At 70.3% G+C, this 25,492-nt stretch carries 21 protein-coding genes; 3 read left to right on the forward strand and 18 right to left on the reverse strand.

All coding sequences use genetic code 11. The annotated features are described in order from the left end of the window. Positions 1-38 precede the first annotated feature (38 nt). Entirely contained in the window at positions 39-1,115 is a 1,077-nt protein-coding gene (locus tag ACZ6JY_RS07885) for a PLL family lectin (protein ID WP_469193352.1), read from the reverse strand. A 67-nt stretch (positions 1,116-1,182) separates the two neighbouring features. Here ACZ6JY_RS07885 and ACZ6JY_RS07890 point away from each other — a divergent pair, with 67 nt between their 5' ends. After that, the gene (locus tag ACZ6JY_RS07890) at positions 1,183-1,551 is read left to right on the forward strand and encodes an NTP pyrophosphohydrolase (RefSeq protein ID WP_469193354.1); all 369 of its coding nucleotides are present in this window, start codon (positions 1,183-1,185) and stop codon (positions 1,549-1,551) included. Between the two features lie 9 nt (positions 1,552-1,560). On the opposite strand, the gene ACZ6JY_RS07895 is transcribed toward ACZ6JY_RS07890, so the two are convergent. From ACZ6JY_RS07895 to ACZ6JY_RS07915, 5 genes are all read right to left on the reverse strand, one after another. Next, the gene (locus tag ACZ6JY_RS07895; RefSeq protein ID WP_469193356.1) at positions 1,561-2,634 is read right to left on the reverse strand and encodes a C40 family peptidase; all 1,074 of its coding nucleotides are present in this window, start codon (positions 2,632-2,634) and stop codon (positions 1,561-1,563) included. 16 nt (positions 2,635-2,650) lie between these two features. After that, positions 2,651-3,133, reverse strand: coding sequence for a poly-gamma-glutamate biosynthesis protein PgsC/CapC (locus ACZ6JY_RS07900; RefSeq protein ID WP_447040625.1), 483 nt, complete (start codon positions 3,131-3,133; stop codon positions 2,651-2,653). Next, positions 3,130-4,740, reverse strand: a complete 1,611-nt coding sequence (gene pgsB, locus ACZ6JY_RS07905; RefSeq protein ID WP_469193358.1) for a poly-gamma-glutamate synthase PgsB — start codon at positions 4,738-4,740, stop codon at positions 3,130-3,132. Before pgsB ends, ACZ6JY_RS07900 begins: the two co-directional genes overlap by 4 nt. Positions 4,741-4,745: 5 nt before the next feature. Then, positions 4,746-6,983, reverse strand: coding sequence for a HAMP domain-containing protein (locus ACZ6JY_RS07910; protein WP_469193360.1), 2,238 nt, complete (start codon positions 6,981-6,983; stop codon positions 4,746-4,748). 196 nt (positions 6,984-7,179) lie between these two features. After that, positions 7,180-8,388 carry a CapA family protein gene (locus ACZ6JY_RS07915; RefSeq protein WP_469193362.1) on the reverse strand — a complete coding sequence of 403 codons (1,209 nt, stop codon included), beginning with the start codon at positions 8,386-8,388 and terminating at the stop codon, positions 7,180-7,182. A gap of 23 nt (positions 8,389-8,411) precedes the next feature. Here ACZ6JY_RS07915 and ACZ6JY_RS07920 point away from each other — a divergent pair, with 23 nt between their 5' ends. Further along, positions 8,412-9,425, forward strand: a complete 1,014-nt coding sequence (locus ACZ6JY_RS07920) for a hypothetical protein (protein WP_469193364.1) — start codon at positions 8,412-8,414, stop codon at positions 9,423-9,425. Here the strand turns inward: ACZ6JY_RS07920 and ACZ6JY_RS07925 are convergent. From ACZ6JY_RS07925 to ACZ6JY_RS07960, 8 genes are all read right to left on the reverse strand, one after another. Next, positions 9,411-10,931, reverse strand: a complete 1,521-nt coding sequence (locus ACZ6JY_RS07925; RefSeq protein WP_469193366.1) for an ArnT family glycosyltransferase — start codon at positions 10,929-10,931, stop codon at positions 9,411-9,413. The genes ACZ6JY_RS07920 and ACZ6JY_RS07925 overlap by 15 nt on opposite strands. 9 nt (positions 10,932-10,940) lie before the next feature. Beyond that, positions 10,941-12,452 carry an amino acid permease gene (locus ACZ6JY_RS07930; protein ID WP_469193368.1) on the reverse strand — a complete coding sequence of 504 codons (1,512 nt, stop codon included), beginning with the start codon at positions 12,450-12,452 and terminating at the stop codon, positions 10,941-10,943. A 135-nt stretch (positions 12,453-12,587) separates the two neighbouring features. Beyond that, positions 12,588-14,516, reverse strand: a complete 1,929-nt coding sequence (dxs, locus tag ACZ6JY_RS07935; protein WP_469193370.1) for a 1-deoxy-D-xylulose-5-phosphate synthase — start codon at positions 14,514-14,516, stop codon at positions 12,588-12,590. A 186-nt stretch (positions 14,517-14,702) separates the two neighbouring features. Then, positions 14,703-16,007 (reverse strand): sugar ABC transporter permease, encoded by a 1,305-nt coding sequence (locus ACZ6JY_RS07940; protein WP_469193372.1) that lies wholly within the window; start codon positions 16,005-16,007, stop codon positions 14,703-14,705. After that, positions 16,004-16,804 carry an ATP-binding cassette domain-containing protein gene (locus tag ACZ6JY_RS07945; RefSeq protein ID WP_447040616.1) on the reverse strand — a complete coding sequence of 267 codons (801 nt, stop codon included), beginning with the start codon at positions 16,802-16,804 and terminating at the stop codon, positions 16,004-16,006. The genes ACZ6JY_RS07940 and ACZ6JY_RS07945 overlap by 4 nt, the downstream gene beginning before the upstream one ends. 159 nt (positions 16,805-16,963) lie before the next feature. Continuing rightward, entirely contained in the window at positions 16,964-18,064 is a 1,101-nt protein-coding gene (locus ACZ6JY_RS07950) for a substrate-binding domain-containing protein (RefSeq protein WP_469193374.1), read from the reverse strand. 121 nt (positions 18,065-18,185) lie between these two features. Next, the gene (locus ACZ6JY_RS07955; RefSeq protein WP_469193376.1) at positions 18,186-19,385 is read right to left on the reverse strand and encodes an ROK family transcriptional regulator; all 1,200 of its coding nucleotides are present in this window, start codon (positions 19,383-19,385) and stop codon (positions 18,186-18,188) included. Between the two features lie 327 nt (positions 19,386-19,712). Then, positions 19,713-20,294, reverse strand: coding sequence for a TetR/AcrR family transcriptional regulator (locus ACZ6JY_RS07960; protein ID WP_469193378.1), 582 nt, complete (start codon positions 20,292-20,294; stop codon positions 19,713-19,715). A 160-nt stretch (positions 20,295-20,454) separates the two neighbouring features. On the opposite strand from ACZ6JY_RS07960, the gene ACZ6JY_RS07965 reads away from it, so the two are divergent. Further along, positions 20,455-21,309 (forward strand): methyltransferase domain-containing protein, encoded by an 855-nt coding sequence (locus ACZ6JY_RS07965; RefSeq protein ID WP_469193380.1) that lies wholly within the window; start codon positions 20,455-20,457, stop codon positions 21,307-21,309. 11 nt (positions 21,310-21,320) lie between these two features. Here the strand turns inward: ACZ6JY_RS07965 and ACZ6JY_RS07970 are convergent, their stop codons facing one another. From ACZ6JY_RS07970 to ACZ6JY_RS07985, 4 genes are all read right to left on the reverse strand, one after another. Then, a complete protein-coding gene (locus tag ACZ6JY_RS07970; RefSeq protein WP_469193382.1) occupies positions 21,321-22,199 on the reverse strand; it encodes a carbohydrate ABC transporter permease in 879 nt (292 codons plus the stop codon). Then, entirely contained in the window at positions 22,199-23,146 is a 948-nt protein-coding gene (locus ACZ6JY_RS07975; protein WP_469193384.1) for a carbohydrate ABC transporter permease, read from the reverse strand. Before ACZ6JY_RS07975 ends, ACZ6JY_RS07970 begins: the two co-directional genes overlap by 1 nt. A gap of 33 nt (positions 23,147-23,179) precedes the next feature. Then, positions 23,180-24,400, reverse strand: a complete 1,221-nt coding sequence (locus ACZ6JY_RS07980; protein ID WP_469193386.1) for an extracellular solute-binding protein — start codon at positions 24,398-24,400, stop codon at positions 23,180-23,182. A gap of 189 nt (positions 24,401-24,589) precedes the next feature. After that, positions 24,590-25,483, reverse strand: a complete 894-nt coding sequence (locus ACZ6JY_RS07985; RefSeq protein WP_469193387.1) for a carbohydrate ABC transporter permease — start codon at positions 25,481-25,483, stop codon at positions 24,590-24,592. Positions 25,484-25,492: the final 9 nt, after the last annotated feature.

A 25,492-nucleotide genomic window follows, 5' to 3' on the forward strand; every position in this document is an offset into this window, starting at 1 on the left:
AACCCCCCCCCCCCCCCCCCCCGCCGTCGTACCGGCCCTCAGAGCGCGGTCCACGCCTCCAGTGCGAGCCCCTGCTCCGCCTTCTGGCGGGCCAGGCGCAGCGTCCCGTCGAGGCCGACCGCCGCGATGACCACACGGCCGCGCGCGTCGAGCGCGAGGGCGGGCGCGCCCAGGCACGGCTCGCCGGTCTCGGCCCACCACAGGCCCGCGCCCTCGTCCTCGGTGGGGAACGCGCCGATCGCCGGGCGGCCCGAGGCCGTGCGGTGGGCGAGGACCGTGCAGTCGTGGCCGTCTATGGGCGTGCGCAGGGCGGCGACGGCTCCGGGGCCCGGACTGCCGCCGAGCGGCACGGCGGCGCCGCCGTCGGCGGGGCGGTGCGCGAGGACCCCGCCGCCGTCCGCGCCCGCGGCGTAGTACGTGAGGCGGTCGGGGCCGGTCTCCAGGACCGTGCCGGAGGCGGGCGCGGGGGCGAGCGGGACGTCGTCGGCGCGCAGCAGCTCACCGCCCTGGGTCTCCTGGGCCCAGCGCAGGGTCGCCTCGGCGCCGGGCGCGTAGACCTCCACGCGGCCGGTGGAGGTGGCGAGGGCGACGATGCCGTCGAGGGCCTGGCGGACCTTGAAGTCCTTCCACCCCTCCCACTTGCCGCCCTTGCCCTCGCGGCGCATCCGGACGCTGTTCACCGCGTCCCGCACGAAGACGTGGACGGTTCCCGCGGCGTCCACCGCGGCGGCGGGCGCGCCGAGGTGCGGGGCGCGCTCGACGAGCTTGGTGTGCGGGTTGCCGACGGAGCGCCAGTCCATGAGGGGCCGCCCCGACTGGTACTGGATGGAGTGCACGATGTCGACGACGGGCTTCCCCTCGCCGTCGCGCAGCTCGCGGCGGCCGAGGAAGTGCACGTACCCGTCGGCGCCCTGGGCCAGGGTCAGGTAGGTCAGGTCGGGCGCCTCGAAGAAGTCGGGGCCCGTCCAGTCGGGGCCGCCGGGTGTGGTCTCCGTCCAGCGGAGCAGTCCGCCCTCGGCCCGGACGTAGGCGGTGAGCCTGCCGTCCCGGCCGCTCAGCAGCCAGCGGGCGCTCTCCAGAACACCGGTGATCACCGGCTTCGACCTCGACGGCATGACTCGGCGGCAACCCTTCCACGACCACGTGCGCACAACGCTTTACTGGTTAGTTTACGTTTGCCGCATGAGAACTCTCGTCGTCGTCGACGCCGCGAACGTCGTCGGGTCCGTCCCCGACGGCTGGTGGCACGACCGCCGCGGGGCCGCCGAGCGGCTGCGGGACGGACTCGTCGCGTACGCGGAGGAAGGGCTGCCCGGCCATCCGGGGCCGCTGGACATCGTCCTGGTCGTGGAGGGCGCCGCGCGCGGCGTGGAGTCCGTGCCCGGTGTACGGGTGGAGAGCGCGCCCGGCAGCGGCGACGACCGCATCGCGGAACTGGCCGCCGGGGCCGCGGGCCGTCCCTGCCTGGTCATCACGGCCGACCGGGAACTGCGCCGGAGGGTGGGCGAGTCGGGGGCCCAATGCGCGGGCCCCCGGACCGTACGCCCGTGAGATACGCCCCTAGAGCCGCTTGGCGCTGCGCAGGGTGGAGGCGTAGTAGCCGTTGCCGTCCAGGCGTGACGTGCCGCCCTTGTCGCCGATCGTCGGGCCGTTGACCTCTTCGCGGCTGGAGATGAAGATCTTGTGGCCGTCGGCGTCGTGGCCGAGGAAGATCCCCACGTGGTCCAGGCGCTGCTTGGTGCGGGCGTCCAGCTTGAAGAAGACCAGGTCACCGGGTTGGATGACGTCGATGGACTTGGGGCGGTCCGCCGCGGAGACGCCCTTCAGCTTGATGACGTCCGTGCCGGCCTTGCCGCGCGCCATGCCGTTGGCGGTGCGGGGCAGGCCGTCGCCGGCCTGGTCGTTGGACATCAGCGGGTAGCGGGCGCGGTAGCCGAAGACCGTGCGGATGAACCCGGAGCAGTCCATGGCGCGGGCCCGGATCTTCTCGGGCTGGATGGTGGTGCCGTCGCGGAACGTGTACGGGATGCCGAGGTAGTCGAAGAAGTCCGACTGCTCCAGGCGCAGGTCGTTGCCGGAACTGCCCTCGGGGTTGATCGGGCCGAAGTCGGCGTCGCCCGCGTAGGCGATGCCCTCGTCGTCCTTCTTGACCGGCGCGTTCTCCACGTACTGGAACGCCATCGCGAAGATGTCGTCCTGCTCGCTGCCGGAGAACTCCTTGTACCAGTCCTTGAACCACTTCTCCTTCTCGGCGCCCTCGCGCCAGGTCTCCGGCATCAGCCGCACCCAGTCGTTGGTGACGACGCGGGACTTGGTGTTCGCGGGCTCGGTGAAGGTGCGGCTCGGGCCGGTCAGCGTCGCGCTGCGGGCGCCGTCCGTGAAGGTGGCGAGCACCTTGCCGCTCTCGGTGCGCAGGACGGAGCGGTCGGGGTTCTTCAGGCGCTCCCACTTCTGCTTCCCGCTCCCCGGCTTGCCGTTGCTGTTCTGCAGGCCGGGGGTGTCGGTGACGGCCTGGACCGTGGGGGTCTTGGCCTCCTCGTCCTTGCGGAGCTCCACGGTGAGGTACGCGCTGCCCGCGAGGAGGGCGAGCACGGTCGCCGCGTGGACGACGGGACGTTTCTTCTTGGGCGGCATGGGTGACTCCTGCGATTCAGACGGACGGCATGAAGCCGAGGAGGATCCCGGCGGTGAGGATGACGTAGGCCATGAGCGTCACCGAACCGGTGGCGAGCAGGGTGGGGCCCTTGGGCTGGCGCACGAGCTGATAGGCGATGAGGCCGGGGACGATGAATCCGAGGGTCTGGTTCGCGTACATCAGCGGGAACTCGATCGACAGCACGATCATCACGGTCGCCTGGAGGGTGACGCCGAGCAGCACGACCGCGGCGAACAGCCGCTTGCCGTACAGGATCACGTACTTCTGCATCAGCAGGGTGCCGAGGTAGGTCAGCACGGTCACGCCGAGCACCATGGCCGCGCGCTGGAGGTCCTCGACGAGGGTCAGGGCGAGCCAGCCCGGCGTGATCATGCCGCCGGGCGAGAGGTTGGTCGTCAGGTAGCAGACCAGGGAGAAGAGCAGCCCGAGCGCGATGCCGACCGCGGCGATCTCGGGGGTGAGGACGGAGGGAATCAACGGGGCTCTCCTGGGCTGTGCCACTGCTGGTCGTCGTCATGGGCGGGCGGTGCGGGCGGCACCCGCGGCTCGAAGAGGCCGCGGGGTGCCGGGGGCTGGGGCTGCGGTTCCTGCGGCGCGTAGCCCTCGTGGGACACGTACTGCTGGTGCTGCTGCTGGTGCTGCTGTTGCTGCTGGTTCTGTACGTACTGCTGGTGCTGCGGGTGCTGCTGGTAGTGCTCTTGCGGGGCGTAGAACTGCTGGTCCTGGTACGGCTGGTTCTGGACCTGCTGCGCGTGCGCGTGGGCCTGCTGCGCGTGGATCTGCTGGATCTGCTGGGTGTGGACCGGGGTGTACCGCTCTTCGTACGCCTCGGGGTAGTGCTGGTACGGGTCGACGTGCGGCTCGTAGAACGGTGCGGGCTCCTCCGGAGCCTGCTCCTCGCTCTCGTCCGGCGGCAGCTCCGCGAGGTGCTCCAGGAGCAGTTCGCCCTGGCCGTGGATGTTGCCGATCGCCACGAGCGAGGAGTCCGGGCCGAGCAGCCCGAGCATCTCGTTCATGAACTCCTCGGGGTCGCGCCGGTCGCCGCCGAGGTCCACCGCGCGCCCGCGCCAGTCGGCGGGGATCGCGTCGATGGCGGACTTGGCGGGGTGGCCGATGACGAAGACCTTCTCCGGCTGGAGGTCGGGGATGATCTCGCCCATCTGGCCGTTGCGCTCGACGCGGTCGGGACGGCAGTTGATGACCACGTTGAGCGGGCGGTTGATGGCGCCGAGGTCGAGGAGCTGGTTGATGTTCATCAGCGTCGACTCGGGGTCGTTGGCCGCGAAGACGTTGGCGAAGCGGAGCTTCTTGCCGTCCTCGGTGGCGTACCGCTCGACCGAGAGGACACCCGGGTCCGGCGGGGCGTCGTACATGCCCTGGAGGGCGACCTCGCGGCCCACGCCGACGAGCTCGGCGACCTTGAGCGCGATCGACACGTTCTCCTTGAAGGTGAACCAGCTGAAGCCGCGCAGCTCCTCGTCGCTCACCGTCTCGGGGTCGGCGTAGATCAGCTCGCAGTTACGCGCGTCCGCCTCCTCCTGGAGGATGTCGAAACGGTCCTTCTCGGCGGTGACGCAGATGCCGTTCTCCGGCATGGAGCGGCACAGCGAGCGCGCCACGTCGTCGAGGGTGGGGCCCATCTCGGCGAGGTGGTCCTCACGGACGTTGCAGAGCACGCCGATGGTGGAGCGGATCAGCTTGGACTGGTTGATCTCCTGGAGCGCAGGCATGACCGCCATGCACTCGATGACCAGGGCGTCCGGGTTGTACGCGGCGGCGCGCCGCACGATGCCGATCTGCTCGACGACGTTGGCGATGCCGAACTTGCGGTAGACGGGCTCCTCGGTGGCGTCCGGGTGGATGAAGCGGGCGGCGGTGCCGGTGGTCTTGGCGACCGTGGTGAGGTCGCCGCCGCGCAGGGCTCCCGCGCAGAGGCGGGTGATGGAGGACTTGCCGCGGATGCCGTTGACGAGCACCCGGGTGGGGATGTGCTCCAGGCTGGCGAAGTGCCGCCGCTGTTCGACGACTCCGGCCGCCAGCAGGATGGCGCTGCACACCACGAGCACGGTGTAGAGGAAGAGCACGGGGTTCAGTTCCTTCCGGCGAGGCCGGCCGTGGCGCCGTCCCGCTTGCGCTGTGTGCCCGTCGGCAGTTGCTGCCTGATCAGTTCCAGGCTGCGGGTGACGGCACCGACCTCGTCGTGGTGGGTCGGGTACAGGACGGTGCGGCGGTCCCCGTCGGCGAGCGCCTCGGCCTTCTCGACGAGGTTCCGCAGCGGTCGCACGACGATGATGTGCAGCCACCCGAGACAGGCCGCCGCCGCGGTGATGCCGAGGAGTCCGGCGAGGACGGTGCGGTTCTGGAGGGTGTACTCGGGGATCGCGAGACCGGAGGCGGGCTGCCAGCTCACGACGGTCCAGCCGAGGGAGGCCGCGGCGCCGCCGCCCGCGAAGGGCGCGGCCGCCGCGATCTGGATCTCGTCGCCGTCGCGGTAGAGGACACCGCTGGGACGCGTGCTGACGCCCACCTTCTGTGCGGTGCCCTCGGCGAGCGCGTTGAGCCGCCCGCTCGGCAGGCCCTCGAACTCCTGGTAACCGGAGTTGGCGCCGATCACCTTGCGCTTCTCGTCGACGACACGCACCTCGCCGAGCCCGGGGCGCTTCAGCAGCGAGTTGAGGAACTCGATGCGGAACTCGCCGACCACGGCAGCGCCCTCGCGGCCGGACATCTCGGCGGTGCCGATGATGACCGGTTCCTTGCTGCCCTCGTCGATGACGCGGACGGCCTTGTCCGACGGGCCCTCGTCCGAGGGGCTGCGGGGGTCGTCGCCCGCCTTCGCGAGGACCTTGCCCTTGGCGTCGAGCACGTAGAGGGACTGGTAGCGGCTGTGCTGGTGGATGGTGCTTTCGAGCACCTTGGACATGTCCGACGCCTCGGTGCGGTTCCCGATGAGCGAGGCGACCGAGGTGAGGTCGGCGTGGCCCTCGTTGAGGGCGCGGCGCACCCGGTCGGTGAGGGTGTCGGTGCGCTCGCGCTGGTCGTTGACCATCTGCTGCGGTACGACGACGCTGTCGCCGGCGCGGTTGAGCATCAGCATGAGCGGCGCGGACCAGGCGAGCAGGAGCACCGCGCAGACCGCGATGAGGGTACGGCTGCCGAACTTGCCCTTGCGGGCGGACCGCTCCTGCTTGTCGGCGGGCGCGCCCAGCAACTGGCGGCGCAGCCGTTCGAGGGCGGCTCCGATGCGGGCGGCCTCGCCGCGGCGCGGCACGGAGACGGGCCGTTCGAGGTCGCCCCGGCTCAGCCGGCGGCCCTCCAGGAAGAGCTGGATCAGCGGGCGCTGCACGGTCCGCAGGAGCAGGAAGACGGTGACGCCGCCGATGAGCAGCAGGGCGGCCGCAGCCAGCAGCCCGAAGGCCGAACTGGTGGTGGCCGTCGGGTCCTCGGCGACCGGCACCATGGCGACGACCGTGAGGCCGAGCCGGGTGGCGACGGTGGCCTCGCCCGCCTCGGGTCCCGCGAGGCTCGCGTAACCCGCGACGGAACGCTCACCGAGATGGCGATCGCCGGTGAGGTGGCCGCTGACGCCGAGGAAGCCGCCGGAGCCCGGCTCCTTGGACATGACCGGGTGGGTGCGGGACTTCTTCGCCGCGGTGGTGGCGAAGGCCTTGAGCTGCTTGTCGGCCTGTCTGATCCGCTCGCGCTCGCCGTCGCCGTCCGCCTGCGCGGGGTCGGCGATGCCGTCGTCGCTCAGGATGTGCCCGTCCTGGCCGACGACGGCGATGGAGCGGAACTTGCCGAGGCTGATGCCGGGGAAGCGCAGGCTGCCGGAGGCGACGAGGAGCTGCTGCGGCTGCCCCTTCCAGGTGAGCAGGGCGAAGGAGAGCAGGCGGGTCTCGCCGTTCTCCAGGCGCACCATGCGCGGCGCGAGACCGTCCTTGTCCGCGAGCTTGCCGCGGTCGATGGCGGTCAGCGGCACGTTCTCGCCACGGGCGGCGAGGAGCTTGCCCGAGGAGATCTCGACGACCGCGGTGCCCCTCCACTTCTGGTAGACACTGCCGATCTTGTCGAGGACGGCGTCGGGCGGCACCGGATCGCCGGCACTGAACAGCTCGGCGTTCCGGGCCAGGTCGGTGACCGACTCGTCGATGGAGGCGCGCAGCGCGATGGCGCCGTCCTCGGCGAAGTGCTGTTGGGACAGTTTGACTGCTTTGGGAACTGCTTCCTGGCCGGCGCGGCCGAGGGTGAGAGCGGTGACGCCCGCGAGGGCGAGGAGCAGGACCGACAGCACGGCGATGGGGGGACGTATGCCACCCAGCAGAGACATGTCGGTCCTTCGGCGGACCTTGTGCCGCCGCTTCGAACGCGAAGCGGCCAAGGGGTGCTCCTCTCCTGGGGGTGACGCGGGACGCGGAAGCGCATAGTGATGCGTTCCGGAGAGCTTGGACCCGTGAACCCCTCGAAGAGATGTACGGGATGGGGAAAGTGTGAGCTAGGTCGCACTGATGACCGGAGTGCGGCGGTCAGTCACCGGGTAGTGACTCAAGCGGTTCGAGGCCGTCCTTGGCCGCTCCCCGGTTCAGGAGCGTGCCCTGGGTGCGCTCGAAGGCCAGGCGGTAGCGGGCGCGTTGCTGCTCGCTGAGCCCTTCACCGTCCTTCAGCGTGGCGGCCACATCCAGGAGCCGGTGCTCCTTGACGGCGCCCTTGGGCTGGGTGCCGGCCTCGTCCGGGTCCGGCGGGATGTCCATGAGCGTGGGCACGTACTTGGCGTCGACGTCCCACTCCCCGCCGCGCTTGACGAACTCGAACCAGCCGATGACGCCCTCCTCCGTCAGTCCGCTGGGCGCGTCGTGCCGGGCGACCTGGTTGCCGAGTCCGTACGCGATCCAGGTGCCGTCGACCTTCTCCATCGGCTGGACCACGTGCGCGTGGTGGCCGATGACGAGGTTGATGCCGGTCTCGCGCGCGATCCTGCGGGCCAGACTGATCTGCGAGGAGGTGGCTTCGGGCTGGTGCTCACGCCCCCAGTGGATGCTCAGGATCACGACCTCGGCGCCCGCCGAGCGCGCCTTCTTCTCGGCGGCGGCGATGGCGTCGAACTTGTTCTGGTTCACGATCCACGGCTTGTCCTTCGGGACCTCACGGCCGTTGAATCCGAAGGAGAAGGCTATCTGCGCGACCTTGACGCCCTTCACCTCGGTGACCAGCGGCTTGCCCGCCTCCGCGGCGTTGCGCGCCGACCCGGTGTGCCGCAGACCCGCCTTGTCGAGCGCGTCCAGGGTGCGGGTGACGCCGCCGAGGCCGTGGTCGAGGGTGTGGTTGGACGCGGTCGAGCACTGGTCGTAGCCAGCACCCTTGATCGCCGTGGCGATCTGCGGCGGCACGATGAAATCGGGGAAGTCCTCGAAGGGGCCGCCGGGCTTGCCCGTCACGGTCTCGAAGTGGCAGATGCCGAGGTCGGCCTTGCCGATGACGGGTTTGACCCCGGCCAGCATCGGCCCGAAGTCGATGCCCTGCTCGCCCTTGCCGGTGGCCTTGGCGTCCTTGCGGGCCTGATCGGTCAGGGGTGAGTGGATCAGGATGTCGCCCGCGGCGGCGACGGTGAACGAGGGGCCGCCGTCGGATGCGGCTTTGTCGTCGTTGCCGACGAAGCCACAGGCGGTTGCGGTGCCGGCGAGCAGGAACGCGGAGGCCGCACAGGTCACAAAATGCCTGCGGGGGGGACGTGTCATCACAGGGATATCTTTATACAACCATGAAGAGCTACCGCACACGGCTGATCACGATCGCAAAGAAACTCGGGGTTCTCGCGGGCGTGACGGCCTGCGTCCTCAGCCTGTCGCAGTGCGGCTCGGGGTCCTCGGACCCGGGCCGCGAGCCCTCGCGAGGGAGCCGGAGCCCGGCCGGCTCCACGCCGGACGACCGGCCGGCCGACGGCCTGGAACGCATCGTCACCGACTACACCTCCGGCTTCGACGAGGACAGCGGCTACCGCCGCCCCACCCGCGACGACCGGCGCACGCTGGCCACGAGTGTCGCCCTGCTCCTCGACGGCGAGCGCGCCGCCGCCGAGCGCCGCCTCGCCGACGTCGACTTCGCGGTCCGCACGGTGAAGGACCCGGTCGGCGGGCGGCGGTACGCGGAGGTCGCCGACCGCTCCGAGGGCGGTGCGGCGCCGCGCGGCTGGGGGCGGGTCTACATCGACCTCGACTCCCCCGTCCGCTGGTCGGTCCAGGTGCCGCACCCCGTGGCCGACCGGTACACCGAACAGCTCGGCGCGCAGCTCCTCAGCCGCGCCCCGGGCGGCATGCTTGTCATCGCAGGTGCACATCGCGAAGCCGGGCGTGGTGACACGGCGGACGTCGCGCACCGCAGGGACAGCGTTTTTCACGCCATCTGTGCCGAACTGGTGCGCCGCGGACTCCCCGGTGTGCAGCTCCACGGCATGGCCGACGACTCGGCACCGAAGCACGACGTCGTCGCCTCCACCGGCCGGGGCAGGCATGCCGTGACCGAGGGCCGCGACCTCGCGGACTCGCTGCGGGAGCAGGGCTTCGACGTCTGCCGCGCCTGGGCCAGGTCCTGCCCGCTGGAGGGCCGCTCCAACGTGCAGGGACGGGCGGCCGCGTTCCACGACGTGCCCTGGCTGCACCTCGAGTTCGGCCCCGGCATCCGCGAGGACCGCACGCACGCGCGCGAGGCGGTCGAGGCCCTGGCCGGCCTCACCCGCACCTGGCGCCGCCAGGACGCACCGTCAGAAACCTCCTAGCCCCCGGCCGAAGGCGCCCCGGGGCCCGTCCGTACGTGCGTAGAGGACCGCCCCGTCCACCCTCCCGACCGCCCGGTAGCCCTCGGCGAGGACCCGGCCCAGGGACGGCACCCGGTCGGGTCCGTACGGCTTGCCGCGGGAGTCGTCGACGATCAGGGCCGGCGGGTGGCGGCGCAGTTCCTCGTGGAAGGTGGGCCAGGCGCCCCGGACGGCGTATTTCTCGCCCACCCCCGGGCCGTTGCGGCCGCCGCTGTAGTTGGTGAGGAGGCCGGCCGTGAGGTAGCGGCTCGCCGGGGTGCGGTCGGCGAGCCAGTACGTCTCCGGGTGTATCCCCCAGACCAGCACCCGCTCGCCGGGGGCGGTCCGCTCCCGCACCGCCTCCGCGAGCCGCCCCGCGTGCGCGAGGTCGGGGCGCGGCGCGAGCAGCCCCCAGGCCAGGAACACCGCGCACGAGCACCCCGTGGCGATGAGCGCCCCGGCCGTCCGTTCGCGCGGCAGGCCTCGCAGCGCCGCCGCGCCGAGCAGGGCGAGCGGCGGCATGAGCTGGAGGTAGTAGTGGCCGAAGAAGTGGAAGCCGAGCAGTACCGCGGCCACCGACGAGGCCAGCCACAGCCACAGGTCCGCCGCCCCGCCGCGGGCCCCCCGCAGGGCCCGCAGGACCGCCGGGATGATGCCCGCGCAGGCCGCCGCGAGGAGCAGGGCGTTGACGAGCCCCCGGCCGAGCACGTGCAGTTCGGAGCCGGTGAACGAGGCGTACGCGCCCGAGCCCGTGACCGTCCAGAAGACGAAGCCCCGCGGGGTCGTGACGAGGGCCGCCGCGAGGACGGGACCGCACAGCCCCGCCGCGAGGCGCGCCACGTCCCGCCGCGGGGGCCCGCCGCGCAGCGGGCCCCCGCCCCGCCAGAGCAGCCACACCACCGGGAGCAGCACCGCTCCCCCGGTCTGCTTGGCGAGGAACGCGCAGGCCACCGCCGTGCCCGCCGCACCCCACCGGCGGCGGTCGGCGCACCACACGGCGGCCGCCGTGCACGGCAGCATGAAGATCTCGAAGGTGGCCGCCTGGGTGTCCTCCGGGTTGAGGCCGATCGAGATGAGGAGGTACACGACGCCCGCCGTGCGCCCCGCCCGGTTCCCCCAGCGGCGCCGGGCGAGCGAGGCGAGGAGCACCGCGGTCAGGAGCTGCGCGGCGGCGGCGAGCACCTTCGGCGCGAGCAGCGAGGAGTCGCCGAAGAGGGCCAGGGACCCCGCGTACAGCCAGGGGACGAGCGGCGGCTTGCGGTCGACGACCGTCTCGTAGAGCGCGCCGCCCTGCGCCAGCATCCGCGCCTGCACGGCGAGATAGCCCTCGTCGGGGCTCCACAGCGGCCGGCGGAAGGAGGGCAGCCGGGTCACGCAGGCCAGGGCGGCGAGCAGCGGGAGCAGCCGCGCCCAGTAGGTGCCTCGGCCGGGCGCCCCCTCCCCTGGCGCGCGGACGGAGGGTGCCGAAGTGGCGGACGCCGCGGGCATGGGGCGCCGCTACCGTCCGTCGCCGGTGTGCAGGCGGCTGTGCGAGCGCCCGTACGCGAAGTAGATGACGACGCCGAGGACCATCCAGACGGCGAACCGCAGCCAGGTCTCAGCGGGCAGGTTGAGCATCAGCCACAGCGAGGCGAGCACGGAGAGGATCGGGACGAACGGCACGAGCGGGGTGCGGAAGGCGCGCGGCAGGTCGGGGCGCTGCTTGCGGAGCAGGATGACGCCGAGGGCGACCACGACGAAGGCGAAGAGCGTGCCGATGTTGACCAGCTCGGCCAGTTCGTCGATGGAGGTGAAGCCCGCGACGACCGCCACGACCACGCCGAGCAGGATCGTGGAGCGGTAGGGCGTGCCGAACTTCGGGTGCACCTTGGAGAAGGTCTTGGGCAGCAGCCCGTCTCGGCTCATCGCGAAGAAGACACGGGTCTGGCCGAGCAGCAGGATCATGCAGACCGAGGTCAGGCCGACGGCCGCGCCGAAGCTGATGAGCCCCGCCCAGAAGGGGTGCCCGACGGCCTTGAAGGCGTCCGCGAGCGGCGCGTCGGTGGAGAGTTCGCTGTACTTCTGCATGCCGGTGACGACGACGGACACGGCGACGTACAGGAGCGTGCAGATGATGAGCGAGCCGAGGATGCCGCGCGGCACGTCGCGCTGCGGGTTACGGGTCTCCTCGGCGGCGGTGGCGACGATGTCGAAGCCGATGAACGCGAAGAACACCACGGCCGCCGCGGTGAAGATACCCATCACGCCGAAGTGCGAGGGCGTGAAGCCGAAGATGAGCTGGACCAGCGGGGCGGCGATGCCGCCCCTGCCCTCGCTCGGCTCGGACGGCGGGATGAACGGGTCGTAGTTGGACCCGGTGATGAAGAGGGCGCCGACGATCACGACGAGGAGCACCACGGTGACCTTGACGGCGACGATGACGTTGGTGACACGCGAGGAGAGCTTCATCCCCGCGATCAGGATGCCGGTCAGGGCGAGCACGAGGACGCAGGCCAGCAGGTCGAAGCCGAACTTCCCCTCGTGCGTCCCGCTCATCGCCTGCGGCAGGTGCAGCCCCGCGCTGTCCAGGAGCGAGCGCAGATAGCCGGACCAGCCGACCGCGACCACCGCACAGCCGAGCGCGAGCTCCAGGACCAGGTCCCAGCCGATGATCCAGGCGGGGAACTCACCCAGAGAGGCGTACGAGAAGGTGTACGCGGAGCCCGCCACGGGCACCGTCGAGGCGAACTCGGCGTAACAGAGGGCCGCGAGCGCGCAGACGAGCCCGGCTGCGACGAAGGCCAGGGCCACCGAGGGGCCCGCCGTCTCCTTGGCGATCTTTCCGGTCAGGACGAAGATGCCGGTGCCGATGATGACACCGACGCCGAAGACCGTGAGGTCGAGGGCGGACAGCGACTTCTTGAGCGCGTGCTCCGGCTCCTCGGTGTCCCTGATGGACTGCTCGACGCTCTTCGTCCTGAAGAGGGTGCTGCTCACGGGCGTACCTCCCACGCTTGTCGTCCCCGACATGATCGAGAGACCTAGTACCCCGTACGCCCCGGCGCGGTCCCATTCACGCGAATGGGCCGGTCCCACCACCCGTACAGGGTGTCGGGACCGGCCCATCGGCCGTGCCGCTCGTCGGAGTCGCTCGCGGGCGGTGCGTCAGTCGCGGGCGGGCTCCACGGAGTCCACGCCTGCGGTCGAACGCTCGTACTTGCCGTCGAGCTTGGCGACGAGTCCGGTGACCTGGCGGGCGATGTCCGGCGCCGTCAGGCCGATCTCGGCCAGGATCTCCTTGCGCGACGCGTGGTCGAGGAAGCGCGGCGGGATGCCGAAGTCCCGCAGCGGCACGTCCACGCCGGCGTCCCGCAGGGCCTGGGCCACCGAGGAGCCGACACCGCCCGCGCGGGAGTTGTCCTCGACGGTGACGACGACGCGGTGCCGGTCGGCGAGCGGCGCCATCGCCTCGTCGACCGGCTTGACCCAGCGCGGGTCGACCACGGTCGTGGTGATGCCCTGCTTGTCGAGGAGTCCCGCGATCTCCAGGCACATCGGGGCCAGCGCGCCCACGGAGACGAGGAGCACGTCAGGGCGGTCGCTGCCCGCCTCGCGGAGCACGTCCATCGAGCCGACCTTGCCGACGGCCTTGACCGCCGGGCCGACCGCGCCCTTGGAGTAGCGCACGACGGTCGGGGCGTCGTCGACCTCGACGGCCTCGCGGAGCTGGAGGCGGACCTGGTCGGCGTCGCGCGGCGCGGCGATCCGCACCCCCGGCACGCACTGGAGGATCGACATGTCCCACATGCCGTTGTGGGAGGCGCCGTCGGTGCCGGTGACGCCCGCGCGGTCCAGGACGAAGGTGACGCCGCACTTGTGCAGGGCCACGTCCATCAGGAGCTGGTCGAAGGCGCGGTTGAGGAAGGTCGCGTAGACGGCGAAGACGGGGTGAACGCCGCCGGTGGCCAGGCCCGCCGCGGAGACGGCCGCGTGCTGCTCGGCGATGCCCACGTCGTAGACCCGGTCGGGGAACTCCTCGGCGAACTTCTTCAGGCCGACCGGCTGGAGCATCGCGGCGGTGATCGCGACGATGTCCTCGCGCTCGCGGCCGAGCTTGACCATCTCCTCGCCGAAGACGGACGTCCAGTCCATGCCGCCCGCGGCGATGGGCAGCCCGGTGTCGGGGTGGATCGGGCCGATGCCGTGGAAGTGGTCGGCCTCGTCCTCCTCGGCGGGCTGGTAGCCGCGGCCCTTCTCGGTGAGGCAGTGCACGATGACCGGGCCGCCGAAGCGCTTGGCGCGCGTCAGGGCGGACTCCAGGGCCTCGATGTCGTGGCCGTCGATCGGGCCGACGTACTTCAGGCCGAGGTCCTCGAACATGCCCTGCGGGGCGATGAAGTCCTTCAGGCCCTTCTTGGCGCCGTGCAGCGTTTCGTAGAGCGGCCTGCCGACGACCGGCGTCCGCTCCAGGATGTCCTTGCCGCGGGCCAGGAAGCGCTCGTAGCCGTCGGTCGTGCGCAGGGTCGCCAGGTGGTTGGCGAGGCCGCCGATCGTCGGAGCGTAGGAGCGCTCGTTGTCGTTGACGACGATCACCAGGGGGCGGTCCTTGGCGGCCGCGATGTTGTTCAGCGCCTCCCAGGCCATGCCGCCGGTGAGCGCGCCGTCACCGATGACGGCGACGACGTGGTCGTCCTTGCGGCGCACTTCGTTGGCCTTGGCGAGGCCGTCGGCCCAGCCGAGGACCGTGGAGGCGTGGCTGTTCTCGATCACGTCGTGGTCGGACTCGGCGCGCGAGGGGTAGCCCGACAGGCCGCCCTTGCTGCGCAGCTTGCCGAAGTCCTGGCGGCCGGTGAGCAGCTTGTGCACATAGCTCTGGTGGCCGGTGTCGAAGAGGACCTTGTCCTTGGGCGACTCGAAGACGCGGTGCAGGGCGATCGTGAGCTCGACCACGCCCAGGTTGGGGCCGAGGTGGCCACCGGTCTTGGCGACCGCTTCGACGAGGAAGCTGCGGATCTCTCCGGCCAGCCGGCTCAGCTCCTCGGGACTGAGCTGGTCCAGATCGCGCGGTCCCGAGATGCGGTTCAGCAGCGGCACCCGTGCCTCCTTGCTAGAGCTGAGATGTGCTGTTCGAGCGTTGCCGGAACTCCCGAGTCTAATGTTCCGCTACGGGCGCCCGCGTCAGGGGAGTAGTTTCCCGGTCACTCAAACAGGCAACCCCACGCGCCCCGGAAGGGGCGCGCGGGGTCGTCAGAGCCTGGCGGGGCCGAGAGCCGGTACCGGCTAGGCCCGGCCGGCGGACTTCTGCGTACGCCGCGAAATGGAGTCGATGACCACCGCGGCCAGCAGAACCGCACCGGTGATCATGTACTGGATCTCACTCGCCATGCCGAGCAGGTTCAGCCCCTGCTGGATGGACTGGATCACCAGCATGCCGAGCAGGGCGGACCACACCTTGCCCCGCCCGCCGAAGAGGCTCGTGCCGCCGATGACGGCGGCGGCGATGACCATCATCAGCGTGTTGCCGCCGCCCAGGCTCTTGGTCGCGCCGCCGGAGAGGCTGGCGATGAAGAGGCCGCCGAACGCGGCGAGCATTCCGGAGATGGCGAAGACCGTGATCCTGATCCGGTCGACGTTGATGCCGGCCCGTCGGGCGGCCTCCGCGTTGCCGCCGACCGCGAAGACCTGGCGGCCGAAGGTGGTGCGCCGCGCCACGAAGTCCGCGATCACCAGGACGGCCAGGAAGAGCACCAGGGCCAGCGGCAGGCCGCGCGCCCCCTGGGGCTCGTTCAGCTGGTACGCGGCACCGCCCGCGAGGACGGCGACGACGACCGTGCGGAGCGCGATCTCGCTGACCGGGCGCGAGGGCAGCCCGGCGGCCTTGCGGCGCTTGCTGTCGAGCAGCAGGGAACCCGCGTACGCGATGATCGCGACGGCGGCCAGACCGTACGCGGCGCCCTTCTCCGCGAAGAAGTGACCGGTCAGGTCCTCGACGACGCTGCCCTCGGGAGTGTTGATGCTCCCCTCGCCGCCCATGAGCCAGATCTGGAGCCCGCTCCAGCCGAGGAAGCCGGCCAGGGTGACCACGAAGGCGGGCACGCCGACCTTGGCGAAGAAGAAGCCGTGGACGGCGCCGATGACCATGCCGGACGCGATGGCGATGAGCACCGAGAGCCAGTCGTTCAGGCCATGGGTGACGCTCAGCACGGCCCAGACCGCCGCGCCCATGCCGGCCACCGAGCCGACCGAGAGGTCGATCTCGCCGAGCAGCAGGACGAAGACGATGCCGACGGCCATGATGCCGAGGCCGGAGGTGAAGACCGCGATGTTCGCGAGGCTGCTCGCGTCCAGGAAGTGGTCGTTCTTCATCTGGAAGATGACCGCGATGACGATCAGCCCGATGACGACGGGCAGCGAGCCGAGCTCACCGCCGCGCAGCTTCCGCTTGAACTCGGTGAGGTAGCCGGCGAGGCCCTCCTCGCGGACGAGCAGGCGCGGGTCGACGGCGGGGCTCGGGGCGGCCGACGCGGGCGCGTCGGTCGCGGGACCCGAGTCCTTGCCGGTGGGGGTCTTGGCGAGGTCGCTCACTTCGCGTCCTCCTTCGGTGCCGTGGCCGTGCGCGCCCTGCGGCGGGTCACGGCGTTGTCCGTGGCGCCGGTGATGGCGGCGATGATCTCTTCGTTGGTGGTGTCCGCGACGGAGAAGATTCCGTTGTTGCGGCCGAGCCGCAGCACGGCGACCTTGTCCGCGACGGCCTTGACGTCGGCCATGTTGTGGCTGATGAGGATGACGCCGTGGCCGCGCTCGCGCAGCCGCTCCACCAGGTCGAGGACCTGTGCGGTCTGCTCGACGCCGAGGGCCGCGGTGGGCTCGTCGAGGATGACGACCTTGGGGTCGCCGACCAGCGCGCGGGCGATGGCGACGACCTGGCGCTGACCGCCGGAGAGCGCCGCGACCGGGATGCGGACGCTGGGGATGCGGATGGAGAGGGTGTCCAGGAGCTCCCTGGCCCGCTTCTCCATCTTGATCTCGTCGAGGACGGACGCGCTCTTCAGCTCGCTGCCGAGGAAGAGGTTGGCGACGACGTCGAGGTTGTCGCAGAGGGCGAGGTCCTGGTAAACGGTGGCCACGCCGAGGTTCTGGGCGTCGTGCGGCCGTCCGATGCGGACGCTCCTGCCCTCCCACTCGATGGTGCCGTCGTCGATCGGGTGAACGCCCGAGATCGTCTTGACGAGAGTGGACTTTCCGGCGCCGTTGTCGCCGACGAGGGCGACCACCTCACCGGTGTGGATTTCGAGGTCAACGTCCGTGAGCGCCTGGACGGCGCCGAACCGCTTGGAGACCCCGCGCAACGCCAGCACGGGCGTAGCGGACACGTGAATCATCTCCTTCGCCGCCTGACCGGCGGGGATGGTGGTGCAGCAAGAGCTGTGCGAGAGGGGAGTCCGGTGCCCGCCCCCCGTCTGCGGGGCGGTGTGTCGGGGCGGGCACCGGACCGGTACCGAGGGGGCCTGCGGGCTACCTGATGCCCGCGGCCACGCGGACTACTTGATGCCCGCGGAGTCGCACGCCTTCTTGTACTGGGCGGTGCAGATCTCGCTGACCTTGTAGACCTTGTCCTTGACGATCGTGTCGGCGACGTCGTCCTTGGTGATCGCCTGGGCGTCGTACAGCTTGGCCGGGATGCCCTTGAAGTCGCCGCTGAGCGAGTCGACCTTGCGGTCCACGATCGCGTCGATGCTCTTGCCCTTGAGCAGGTTCACCGCGATCTCGGCGGTGGTCTCGGCCTCCGGCTTGATCTGCTTGTAGATCGTGTAGTCCTGGTCGCCGCTCAGCAGACGCTGGATGCCCGCGAGTTCGGCGTCCTGGCCGCCGACCGGGACCTTGATGCCGCGCTGCTTGAGGGCGGTGATCACGCCGCCCGCCATGCCGTCGTTGGCGGCGTAGACGCCCTGGATGCCGTCCTTGCCGAGCTTGTCGATCGCGGAGGACATCTTGCGGTTCGCCTCGTCCGGCGACCAGTCCGGGATGTCCTGCTCGTACGCGATCTTCTTGACCTGCTTGTCGAGCACCGAGTGGGCGCCCTTCTTGAAGAAGGGGGCGTTCGGGTCGGTCGGCGAGCCGTTGATCATGACGATGTTGGCGTCCTTGGCGTCGGAGCCGAGCGCCTTGACCATGGCCCCGCCCTGGAGGCGGCCGATCTTCTCGTTGTCGTAGCTCACGTACGCGGCGAGCGGGCCCTCCGCGAGACGGTCGTACGCGACGACCTTGACGCCCTGCTTCTCGGCCTGCTTGACCCACGACTTGGTCGACTTGTAGTCGACGGCGTCGAGGATGATCACCTTGACGCCCTGGGTGACAAGGGCCTCGAACTGCTTCTTCTGCGTCTCGATGTCCTGAGCCGCGTTGTTGTACTTGACCTCGCAGTCCGAGCAGAGTTCCTTGATCTTCGCCTCCATGATGGGGCGGTCGAAGGTCTCGTAGCGCGTGGTCTTGTTCTCGGGGAGCAGCAGACCGATGGTCTTGCTGTCGCCGGCTTCGCTGCCCTTGTCGTCGCCGTCTCCGGCCTTGCCACAGGCGGTCATGGCCAGTGCCATCGAAACCGCGGCGGTGCCTATGACGACGCGACGCGTCATTGCGTTCATTTGGGGTGCCTCCCTGACGAGGCCGCGTCGTTGCGGCCGAGGTGGCTCGAAGTCAACTCGGCCGCCACACCAGCGTCAAGGAGTAAATCCTTAACGAGATGACAACGGTGCCATGCGTTATCTAAGTGAAGGCAGGTGCGCTCGCGGGCAGCGTTCCGTCCAAAAGGGTTGAATCGCCCATCTCGCTGAGCGCGAGGGCCAGCGCGCCGAGGACTTCCGCGCGGCCGCCGAGGGCGCCGGGCAGGACCGAGAGCTGCCGCGCGGCGCTCGGGATCGCGTACCGCCCCACGGACTCCCTGATGGGCCCGAGGACCAGCTCACCGGCCTCCGCGAGATCCCCGCCGAGCACCACCCGGGAGGGGTTGAGCAGGTTGCAGAGATTCGCCACGCCGCTGCCGATGTGCCGCCCGACGTCCGCGATCACGCGCCGGCACCCCGGGTCACCGTCCCGCGCGAGGCCGACCACGCGCTCCATGGTCAGATCCGTGCCGTGGGAGGACTGGAGCAGCGGGAGCACGTACCGGGCGGCGGTGAAGGTCTCCAGGCAGCCGCGGTTGCCGCAGCGGCAGACCGGGCCCGACTCGTCCAGGGTGATGTGCCCGATCTCCCCGGCCGTGCCGCCGGGCCCGCGGTAGATGTGCCCGCTGATGACGAGCCCCGCGCCCACGCCGCTCGCGACCTTGATGTACGCCAGGTCCCGCACCCCGCGGCCGCTGCCCCAGACCAGCTCGCCCAGCGCGCCGAGGTTGGCGTCGTTGTCGACGTGCACCGGGACCCCGAGGCGGGCGCCGAGCTCCTCGGCGGGCTTGGTGCCGGTCCAGCCCGGCAGGATCGAGGTCGAGCCGAGCGTCCCTGACTCCACGTCGATGGGCCCCGGTACGCCGAGCCCGACCCCGGCGATCTTCTCGCGGTCCACGCCGGTGGCCGCGATCAGCCTGCTGACGAGCTGCTCGGCCCGGTCGAAGCCCTGCGCGGCCGAGGCGTCCACGTCCAGCGGCTCGGACTCCTCCGCGAGCACCTGGTGGGCGAGGTTGCCGACGGCCACGCGCAGGTGCGTGTGGCCGAAGTCGACGCCGATGACGATGCCCGCGTCGCCGCTGAGTGACACGCTGCGGGCCCGCCTGCCGCCCGCCGAAGTGGGGGTGACCTCGACGGTTCCGCCGTCCTTCAGCTCGCGGACGATGTTGGAGACCGTCGCGGCCGAAAGGCCCGTCGCCCTCGCGATCTCCGCCTGCGTGAGCGATCCGGCGAGCCGCACGGCGCGTACGACCCGCTCCAGATTGGCCCGGTGCAGAGAGGACTGCGACCCCGGAGTCTCCATTGACTCATCCACCCTTTGCCCTATTTCGGGCGGCGCGAGGCCCCCCGTGACGCCGGTCCCCGGAGTGGGTACCAGGCCATGTACAAGTTGTGAACTCCAAACTCGGCTGTAGGAGATGCCGCAGTCAAGTCCTTGACGGAGATCCGACACGGGTGACCTTGCCGCCGCCGTGCCCCCCTCACTGGACGGACCAGCTCCGCATGACCGCTCGACGGACCGCGCCGCGGCCCCTGCGGGGCGGCCGGGCGAGGCTTCGACGCGTGTAAGAGGTGGAAGCCCGCGTCCGGGCGAAGCCCGCCAACCAAGCCGGCCGGCCGGTGGGCGGTGCTAAGCGTTCACCAGTGTGGCCACCAGGCGTGCCATGGCGGGCCGTGGGTTCGTGTCGGGGTGGGCGGTCATCAGGAGGTGGTGGGCCGTGCCGACGATGGCGAGGGCCGCCGTGTCCGGGTCGACGGCCGCCGCCACCCTGCCGAGCCCCTGCTCGTCCTTCAGGTAGCCGGTGATGGCCTCCTGGATGGCGTTGAAGCCTGGCGCCCCGCCTTCGAGGGCCTCGCGGATGCGCAGCGCGGCGGCGGGGCGGGTCATGGCCAGGCCCGAGATGGCGGGACCGCCGGAGTCGAACAGCGCGAAGGCGACGGCCTCCAGGTTCCGCGTCACCGTGCCCTGCCCGGCGGCCCCCGACAGCGTCCGCGCCTTCGCCGCCGTCCGCGCGAACCGGTCGAGGCAGAGCTCGGCCACGAACTCGTCGAGCCCCGCGAAGTGCGTGTGCAACAGCCCCTTGGCGCTGCCCGCTTCGGTGGTGACGGACCGGCTGGTGAGCGCGCCGGGGCCGTCCCTCTCCACGATGCGCTCGGCGGCCGCGAACAGCCGCTCGCGTACGTCCGGCGTCGCCACTCCGCGCGGTGACATGGGCCTCTTCTTCCGTTCCGACTCCGCCGCCCCCGTGGGGCTCAAGCACCTGGATAGTACCGGGCATTGCCAGTTTGGGCACGCGCCCATACTCTTTGGGCACTTGCCCAAACTGGCTGGGCAAGTGCTCACTCCCTGTCGTCCACCACAGGAGGAACCCGTGCCGGACATCGTCAACACCGAGCAGGCCCAGGCATGGAACGGCCCCGAGGGCACCCACTGGGCCCGCAACCAGGACCGCTGGAACGCGGTGAACGGAGGCTTCGACGAGCCGCTCCTGGACGCCGCAGGGATCACCGGGGACCACCGGACCCTCGACCTCGGCTGCGGCTCGGGGCAGACCACGCGCCTCGCCGCGCTCCGGGCACCCCGGGGCCGCGCGCTGGGCCTCGACCTGTCGGGCCCGATGCTGGCCGAGGCCCGGGCCCGCGCCGAACGGGAAGGCATCGTCAACGTGTCGTTCACGCAGGGCGACGCGCAGGTGCACCCCCTCGGAGCGGATGCCTTCGACGCGGCGATCAGCCGCTTCGGGGTGATGTTCTACGCCGACCCCGTGGCCGCCTTCGGCAACGTCGGCCGGGCGCTGCGCCCCGGCGGGCGCCTGGCGTTCGTCTGCCCGGCCGATGCCGCGCTCAACGGCTGGGTGACGGCGATGGCGTCACTGCGCGACCTCCTGCCGGTCGGCGACTTCGGGCGGCCGGGGGCGCCCGGCATGTTCTCCCTGGCCGCGCCGGACCGCACCCGCGACGTCCTCACCGCGGCCGGATTCACCGGCATCGCCCTCAACCAGGTACAGGCGTACGGGGTGTGGGGGCAGGGAGCCGGGGACGCGGCCCGGTTCCTGCTGGGAACCGGCCCCGGCCGCCACCTGATGGAGCAGGCCGACGCGAGCGCGCGGGCCCGCGCCCTGCGCACCCTGACGGACCACTTGCGCGAGCACGAGGCGGCGGACGGCACGGTGCGGCTGCGCAGCACGTCGTGGCTGGTCACCGCGGAGCGCCCGGCCGCCCCGTAGAGCCGCCCCGGCTACTTCACCGACCCCGCCGTGAGCCCGCTCACCACATGCCGCTCGATGAAGGCGAACAGCACGATGACCGGCACGATCGCGACCACGGACGCGGCGAAGAGGTAGTTCCACTGCACCGTGTAGTTGCCGATGAAGTTGTTGATGCCCACCGTGAGCGGCTGCTTGGCGGGCTCGGTGGTGAGCGTGAGCCCCATGACGAACTCGTTCCAGGCGGTGATGAAGGTGAAGATCACCGCGGTGACCACGCCCGGCAGCGCGAGCGGCAGCGTCACCTTGATCATGGCCCCGAAGCGGCTGGTGCCGTCCACCATGGCGGCCTCTTCGAGCTCCGGAGGGATGGAGCTGATGTAGGCCGTCAGGATCCACACCGCGAAGGCGAGGTTGAACGCCGCGTTGGTGAGGATCAGCGTCCAGACCGAGTTGAGCATGTCGAGCTGGTGGAACTCGCGGTAGAGGCCGACCAGCAGGGCGGTGGGCTGGAACATCTGGGTGACCAGGACGAGCAGGAGGAACAGCTTGCGGCCCCGGAAGCGCATGCGCGCCGTGTAGTACGCGGCCGGCAGCGAGACGATCAGCACGAGCAGCGTGGCGCCGCCCGCCACCAGGAGGGTGACCTGGAGGTTCTGCCCGAGCTCGGACTCCTTCCACACGTCGACGAAGTTGGCCCACTCCAGGTTCTGGGGCAGGTAGGTGCGGTCCCGCAGCTCGTCCTTGGGCCGCAGCGCGGTGACGATCATCTCCAGGTACGGCGCGAGGAAGAGCGCGGCGAGCAGCCACGCGACGGCCGTGTATACCAGGGTGCGCGGCCGGAAGGAGCGCTTCTTCGGGGCCCCCGGGCTCTTGTGCGGCGCCTTGCGGGGCGCCGTGGCGGTGGCCATCAGTCCTCCTCGTTCCACCGGCTGACCTTCAGGAAGATCAGCACGAGCACCACGACCATCAGGAAGTTCACGACCGACATGGCCGCGGACTCACCGATGTCGGTCTCCTTCAGCTTGTACATGAACACCATCGACGTGGAGGTGTCGTAACCCGGACCGCCCTGCGTCATGGCCCAGATGATCGGGAAGGAGTTGAAGACGTTGATGAGGTTGATGACCACGCCGACGAGGAACGCGGGCCGCAGCATCGGCAGCGTGATGTACCGGTACGTGTGCCAGGACCCCGCCCCGTCGATCCGGGACGCCTCGTAGACCTCCCGCGGGATCGTCTGGAGCCCGGCGAGCAGCGTGTACGTGGTGAAGGGCAGCGAGACGAACACGGCGACGGCCATCATCCAGGGCCAGGCCGTCTCCGGTCTGCCCAGCCAGTCCTTGGAGCTGTCGATGAGACCGAGGTCCAGCATCACGGTGTTGAGGACGCCCGCGGTCTGGTTGAGCATCCACTTGAAGCCGATGGCGGTCATCAGGACGGACGCCGCCCAGGGGGCGATGAGCGCCCAGCGGGCGACGCGGCGCCCGAGGAACTTCTGGTTGAAGAGCTGCGCGAGGGCGAGCGAGAACAGCATCGTGAAGCCGACGACGACGATCGTCCACACCACGGTCCAGAGCAGGACGGCGCCGAGGTCGCTCTCCTCGAAGAGCTTCTTGTACTTGTCGGTCCCGGCGCTGCCGCGCACCTTGCCGGAGATCGAGACGTTGAGGAACGAGGTGCGGATCAGCTCGACGACGGGCCAGACGACCACGGCGAGGATCAGCAGGATGACGGGCGCTATCCAGGGCAGCGGGCCGAGCCGGGCGATGCCGCTGCGGCGGCTCACGCGGCCGGGTGCGCGCCCGCCCCGTCCCCGGCCGCGGGCGGCCGGGGACGGAGGGGCCTTCAGGGACACAAGGACTCCTTGCGAACTGGGTCTGGGCGGTGGCTACTTGGCGTCGGCCGCCGCGGTCTCCGCCTTCTTCTGGAGGTCACCGAGGATCTGCTTGGGGTCGTCGGAGACGGCCTTGCCACCGGTCTTCTTCATCTCGGCGGAGACGACGTCCCAGGAGGTGTCACCCAGCGGGTAGAACTTGGCGTTCGGCAGCACCTGGAAGAACGGCTCCAGGTCCTTGTGCTTGCCGTTGCTCTGCATCTCCTTCAGGACGTCCTGCGTGACGGGCATGAGGTTGTACATCTCGTCGAACGCCAGCATCTTCTTGGAGTACGTGAAGTCCAGGAACTTCTTCACGGCCTCCTTCTCGGCGCCGCCGTCCTTGAACGCCATCATCCAGTCGGCCACGCCGAGGGTGCTGTCGAGCGGGCCCGTCTTGCCGGGGATGGGCGCGACGCCGTAGTCGACCTTGCCCTCCTTGGCCATCTGGATCAGGCTCGGGTGGCCGTTCAGCATGCCGACCTTGCCGGCCGCGAAGTCGCCGAAGGCGGTCTTGCGGTCGGTCGAGGCGGGGTTGGCGTAGGTGAGGCCGGGCTTGACCAGCTTGGTCTTGAGCCACTCGAAGGTCTCGACGTTCTGGGCGCTGTCGAGGGTGTACTTGCCGTCCGCGTCGGTGTAGCCGCCGCCGTTGCCGAGCTCCCACATCATCGTCTCGCCCTGGGTCTCCTCGGGGCCGAGGGGCAGGGCGTACGGGGTCTCGGCGGCCTTGGCGGACTTGATCTTCTTCGCGGCCGCGGCGAGCTCGTCCCAGGTCTTCGGCGGGGTCTTCACGCCGGCCTTCTTGAGGACGTCCTTGTTGTAGAACATCACGCGGCTCGAGGAGACCCACGGAATGCCGTACTGCGTGCCGTCGACCTCGCCGGCCTTGGCGAAGGTCGGGATGAGGTTGTCGCGCGTCTTTGCGGACAGCACCTCGTCGGCCTTGTAGAGCAGGTCGTCGGCGACCTTGTCGGCATAGCCGCCGGTCTGGAGGAGGTCCGGCTCGTCGCCCGCCTGGATCATGTTCTTGACGGACTTGTCGATGTCGTTCCAGTTGATGACCTGGACGTCGACCTTGTAGCCCTTGTTGGCCTTCTCGAATTCCTTCTTGACCTCGTTCCAGTACACCTTGGAGGCGTTGGAGGCCTTGTCGCCGTAGTCGGCCGCGACGAGCTTGATCGTCTTTCCGTCGCCGCTGTCGCTGTCGCCGCCGCAGCCGGTAAGTCCGAGTGCCATACAGAGCGTTGCCGCACCGGTGGCGACCATTCGATTCCTCATGCTGTTCAACCCTTCGACATCGGTGTCGACTTGAGCGCGTACAGTCGCACCCTGCGGCGCCGTCGCGCCGACATTACTCACGTGACGTTTCGCCTCAACAGGCCTAGACCACTTTCGTGGCCAACCTGAAATCACTTGCCGCCAGGCTCACTTGAGGGCACCGGCCGTGAGACCGGCCTGCACCTGGCGCTGGAAGACCGCGTACACCACGAGGACCGGCAGCATGGCGATCGTCAGGCCCGCGAAGAGGGCGCCCCAGTCCCCGCGGTAGCCCTGCGAGACCGCCAGCGAGGCGAGCCCCTGCGGCAGCACGTAGTTCTCCTTCTCCTCGTTGTTGAGCAGCAGCGGAAGCAGGTACTGGTTCCACTGGCCGAGGAAGTTGAAGATGCCGATGCTGACCAGGCCCGGCTTGGCCATCGGCAGCATGATCTGGAAGAACGTACGGGTGTGCGAGGCCCCGTCGACCATCGCCGCCTCCTGAACGCCGGTCGGCAGCGTGCGGAAGAAGGAGGTCAGGAAGAAGGTGGTGAAGGGCAGTGAGTACGCGATGTACGCGATCATCAGCCCGGGCCGGGTCTCCAGCAGGCCGAAGTTCTCCATGACGGCGAAGAGGGGGACGAGCGCGAGGATGACGGGGAACATCATGCCGCCCGCGAACAGCATGAAGATGAGACGGTTGCCCGGGAAGGTGAAGCGGGCGATGACATACGCCGCCATCGAGCCGAGCAGCATGGTGCCGGTCAGCGAACCGGACAGGATGATCAGCGAGTTGATGGTGTAGCGGCCGATGTCGGCCTTGTTCCACGCGTTGGCGAAGTTCTCCCAGTGGAAGGCGGCGGGCCAGCCCATCGGGTCGCTGAGGATCTCCGCCGAGGGACGGAACGCGGTGAGCGCGACCCAGATCAGCGGACCGGCGGCGAGGAGCACCCACAGGACGAGGAAGGCGTGCGAGAAGACGTTGAGGGTGGCGCCCTTCTCCTTCTCGCCGCGGGGCGCGTCGGAGGCTTCGATGCGGGGCGCGGTGGTGGTGGTCGTGGTCATGATGCAGTG

It is taken from the genome of Streptomyces sp. NPDC046335 (assembly GCF_055587985.1).

Bases quoted from the DNA above. Each gene is read 5' to 3' on its own strand.
- ACZ6JY_RS07960 (WP_469193378.1), bottom strand. From the start codon at position 20,294: ATGTCACCGCGCGGAGTGGCGACGCCGGACGTACGCGAGCGGCTGTTC.
- ACZ6JY_RS07955 (WP_469193376.1), bottom strand. From the start codon at position 19,385: ATGGAGACTCCGGGGTCGCAGTCCTCTCTGCACCGGGCCAATCTGGAG.
- ACZ6JY_RS07970 (WP_469193382.1), bottom strand. From the start codon at position 22,199: ATGGCCACCGCCACGGCGCCCCGCAAGGCGCCGCACAAGAGCCCGGGG.
- ACZ6JY_RS07910 (WP_469193360.1), bottom strand. From the start codon at position 6,983: ATGTCTCTGCTGGGTGGCATACGTCCCCCCATCGCCGTGCTGTCGGTC.
- ACZ6JY_RS07925 (WP_469193366.1), bottom strand. From the start codon at position 10,931: ATGCCCGCGGCGTCCGCCACTTCGGCACCCTCCGTCCGCGCGCCAGGG.
- ACZ6JY_RS07890 (WP_469193354.1), top strand. From the start codon at position 1,183: ATGAGAACTCTCGTCGTCGTCGACGCCGCGAACGTCGTCGGGTCCGTC.
- ACZ6JY_RS07915 (WP_469193362.1), bottom strand. From the start codon at position 8,388: ATGACACGTCCCCCCCGCAGGCATTTTGTGACCTGTGCGGCCTCCGCG.
- ACZ6JY_RS07950 (WP_469193374.1), bottom strand. From the start codon at position 18,064: ATGAACGCAATGACGCGTCGCGTCGTCATAGGCACCGCCGCGGTTTCG.
- ACZ6JY_RS07885 (WP_469193352.1), bottom strand. From the start codon at position 1,115: ATGCCGTCGAGGTCGAAGCCGGTGATCACCGGTGTTCTGGAGAGCGCC.
- ACZ6JY_RS07980 (WP_469193386.1), bottom strand. From the start codon at position 24,400: ATGGCACTCGGACTTACCGGCTGCGGCGGCGACAGCGACAGCGGCGAC.
- ACZ6JY_RS07985 (WP_469193387.1), bottom strand. From the start codon at position 25,483: ATGACCACGACCACCACCACCGCGCCCCGCATCGAAGCCTCCGACGCG.
- ACZ6JY_RS07930 (WP_469193368.1), bottom strand. From the start codon at position 12,452: ATGTCGGGGACGACAAGCGTGGGAGGTACGCCCGTGAGCAGCACCCTC.
- ACZ6JY_RS07895 (WP_469193356.1), bottom strand. From the start codon at position 2,634: ATGCCGCCCAAGAAGAAACGTCCCGTCGTCCACGCGGCGACCGTGCTC.
- ACZ6JY_RS07920 (WP_469193364.1), top strand. From the start codon at position 8,412: ATGAAGAGCTACCGCACACGGCTGATCACGATCGCAAAGAAACTCGGG.
- ACZ6JY_RS07945 (WP_447040616.1), bottom strand. From the start codon at position 16,804: ATGATTCACGTGTCCGCTACGCCCGTGCTGGCGTTGCGCGGGGTCTCC.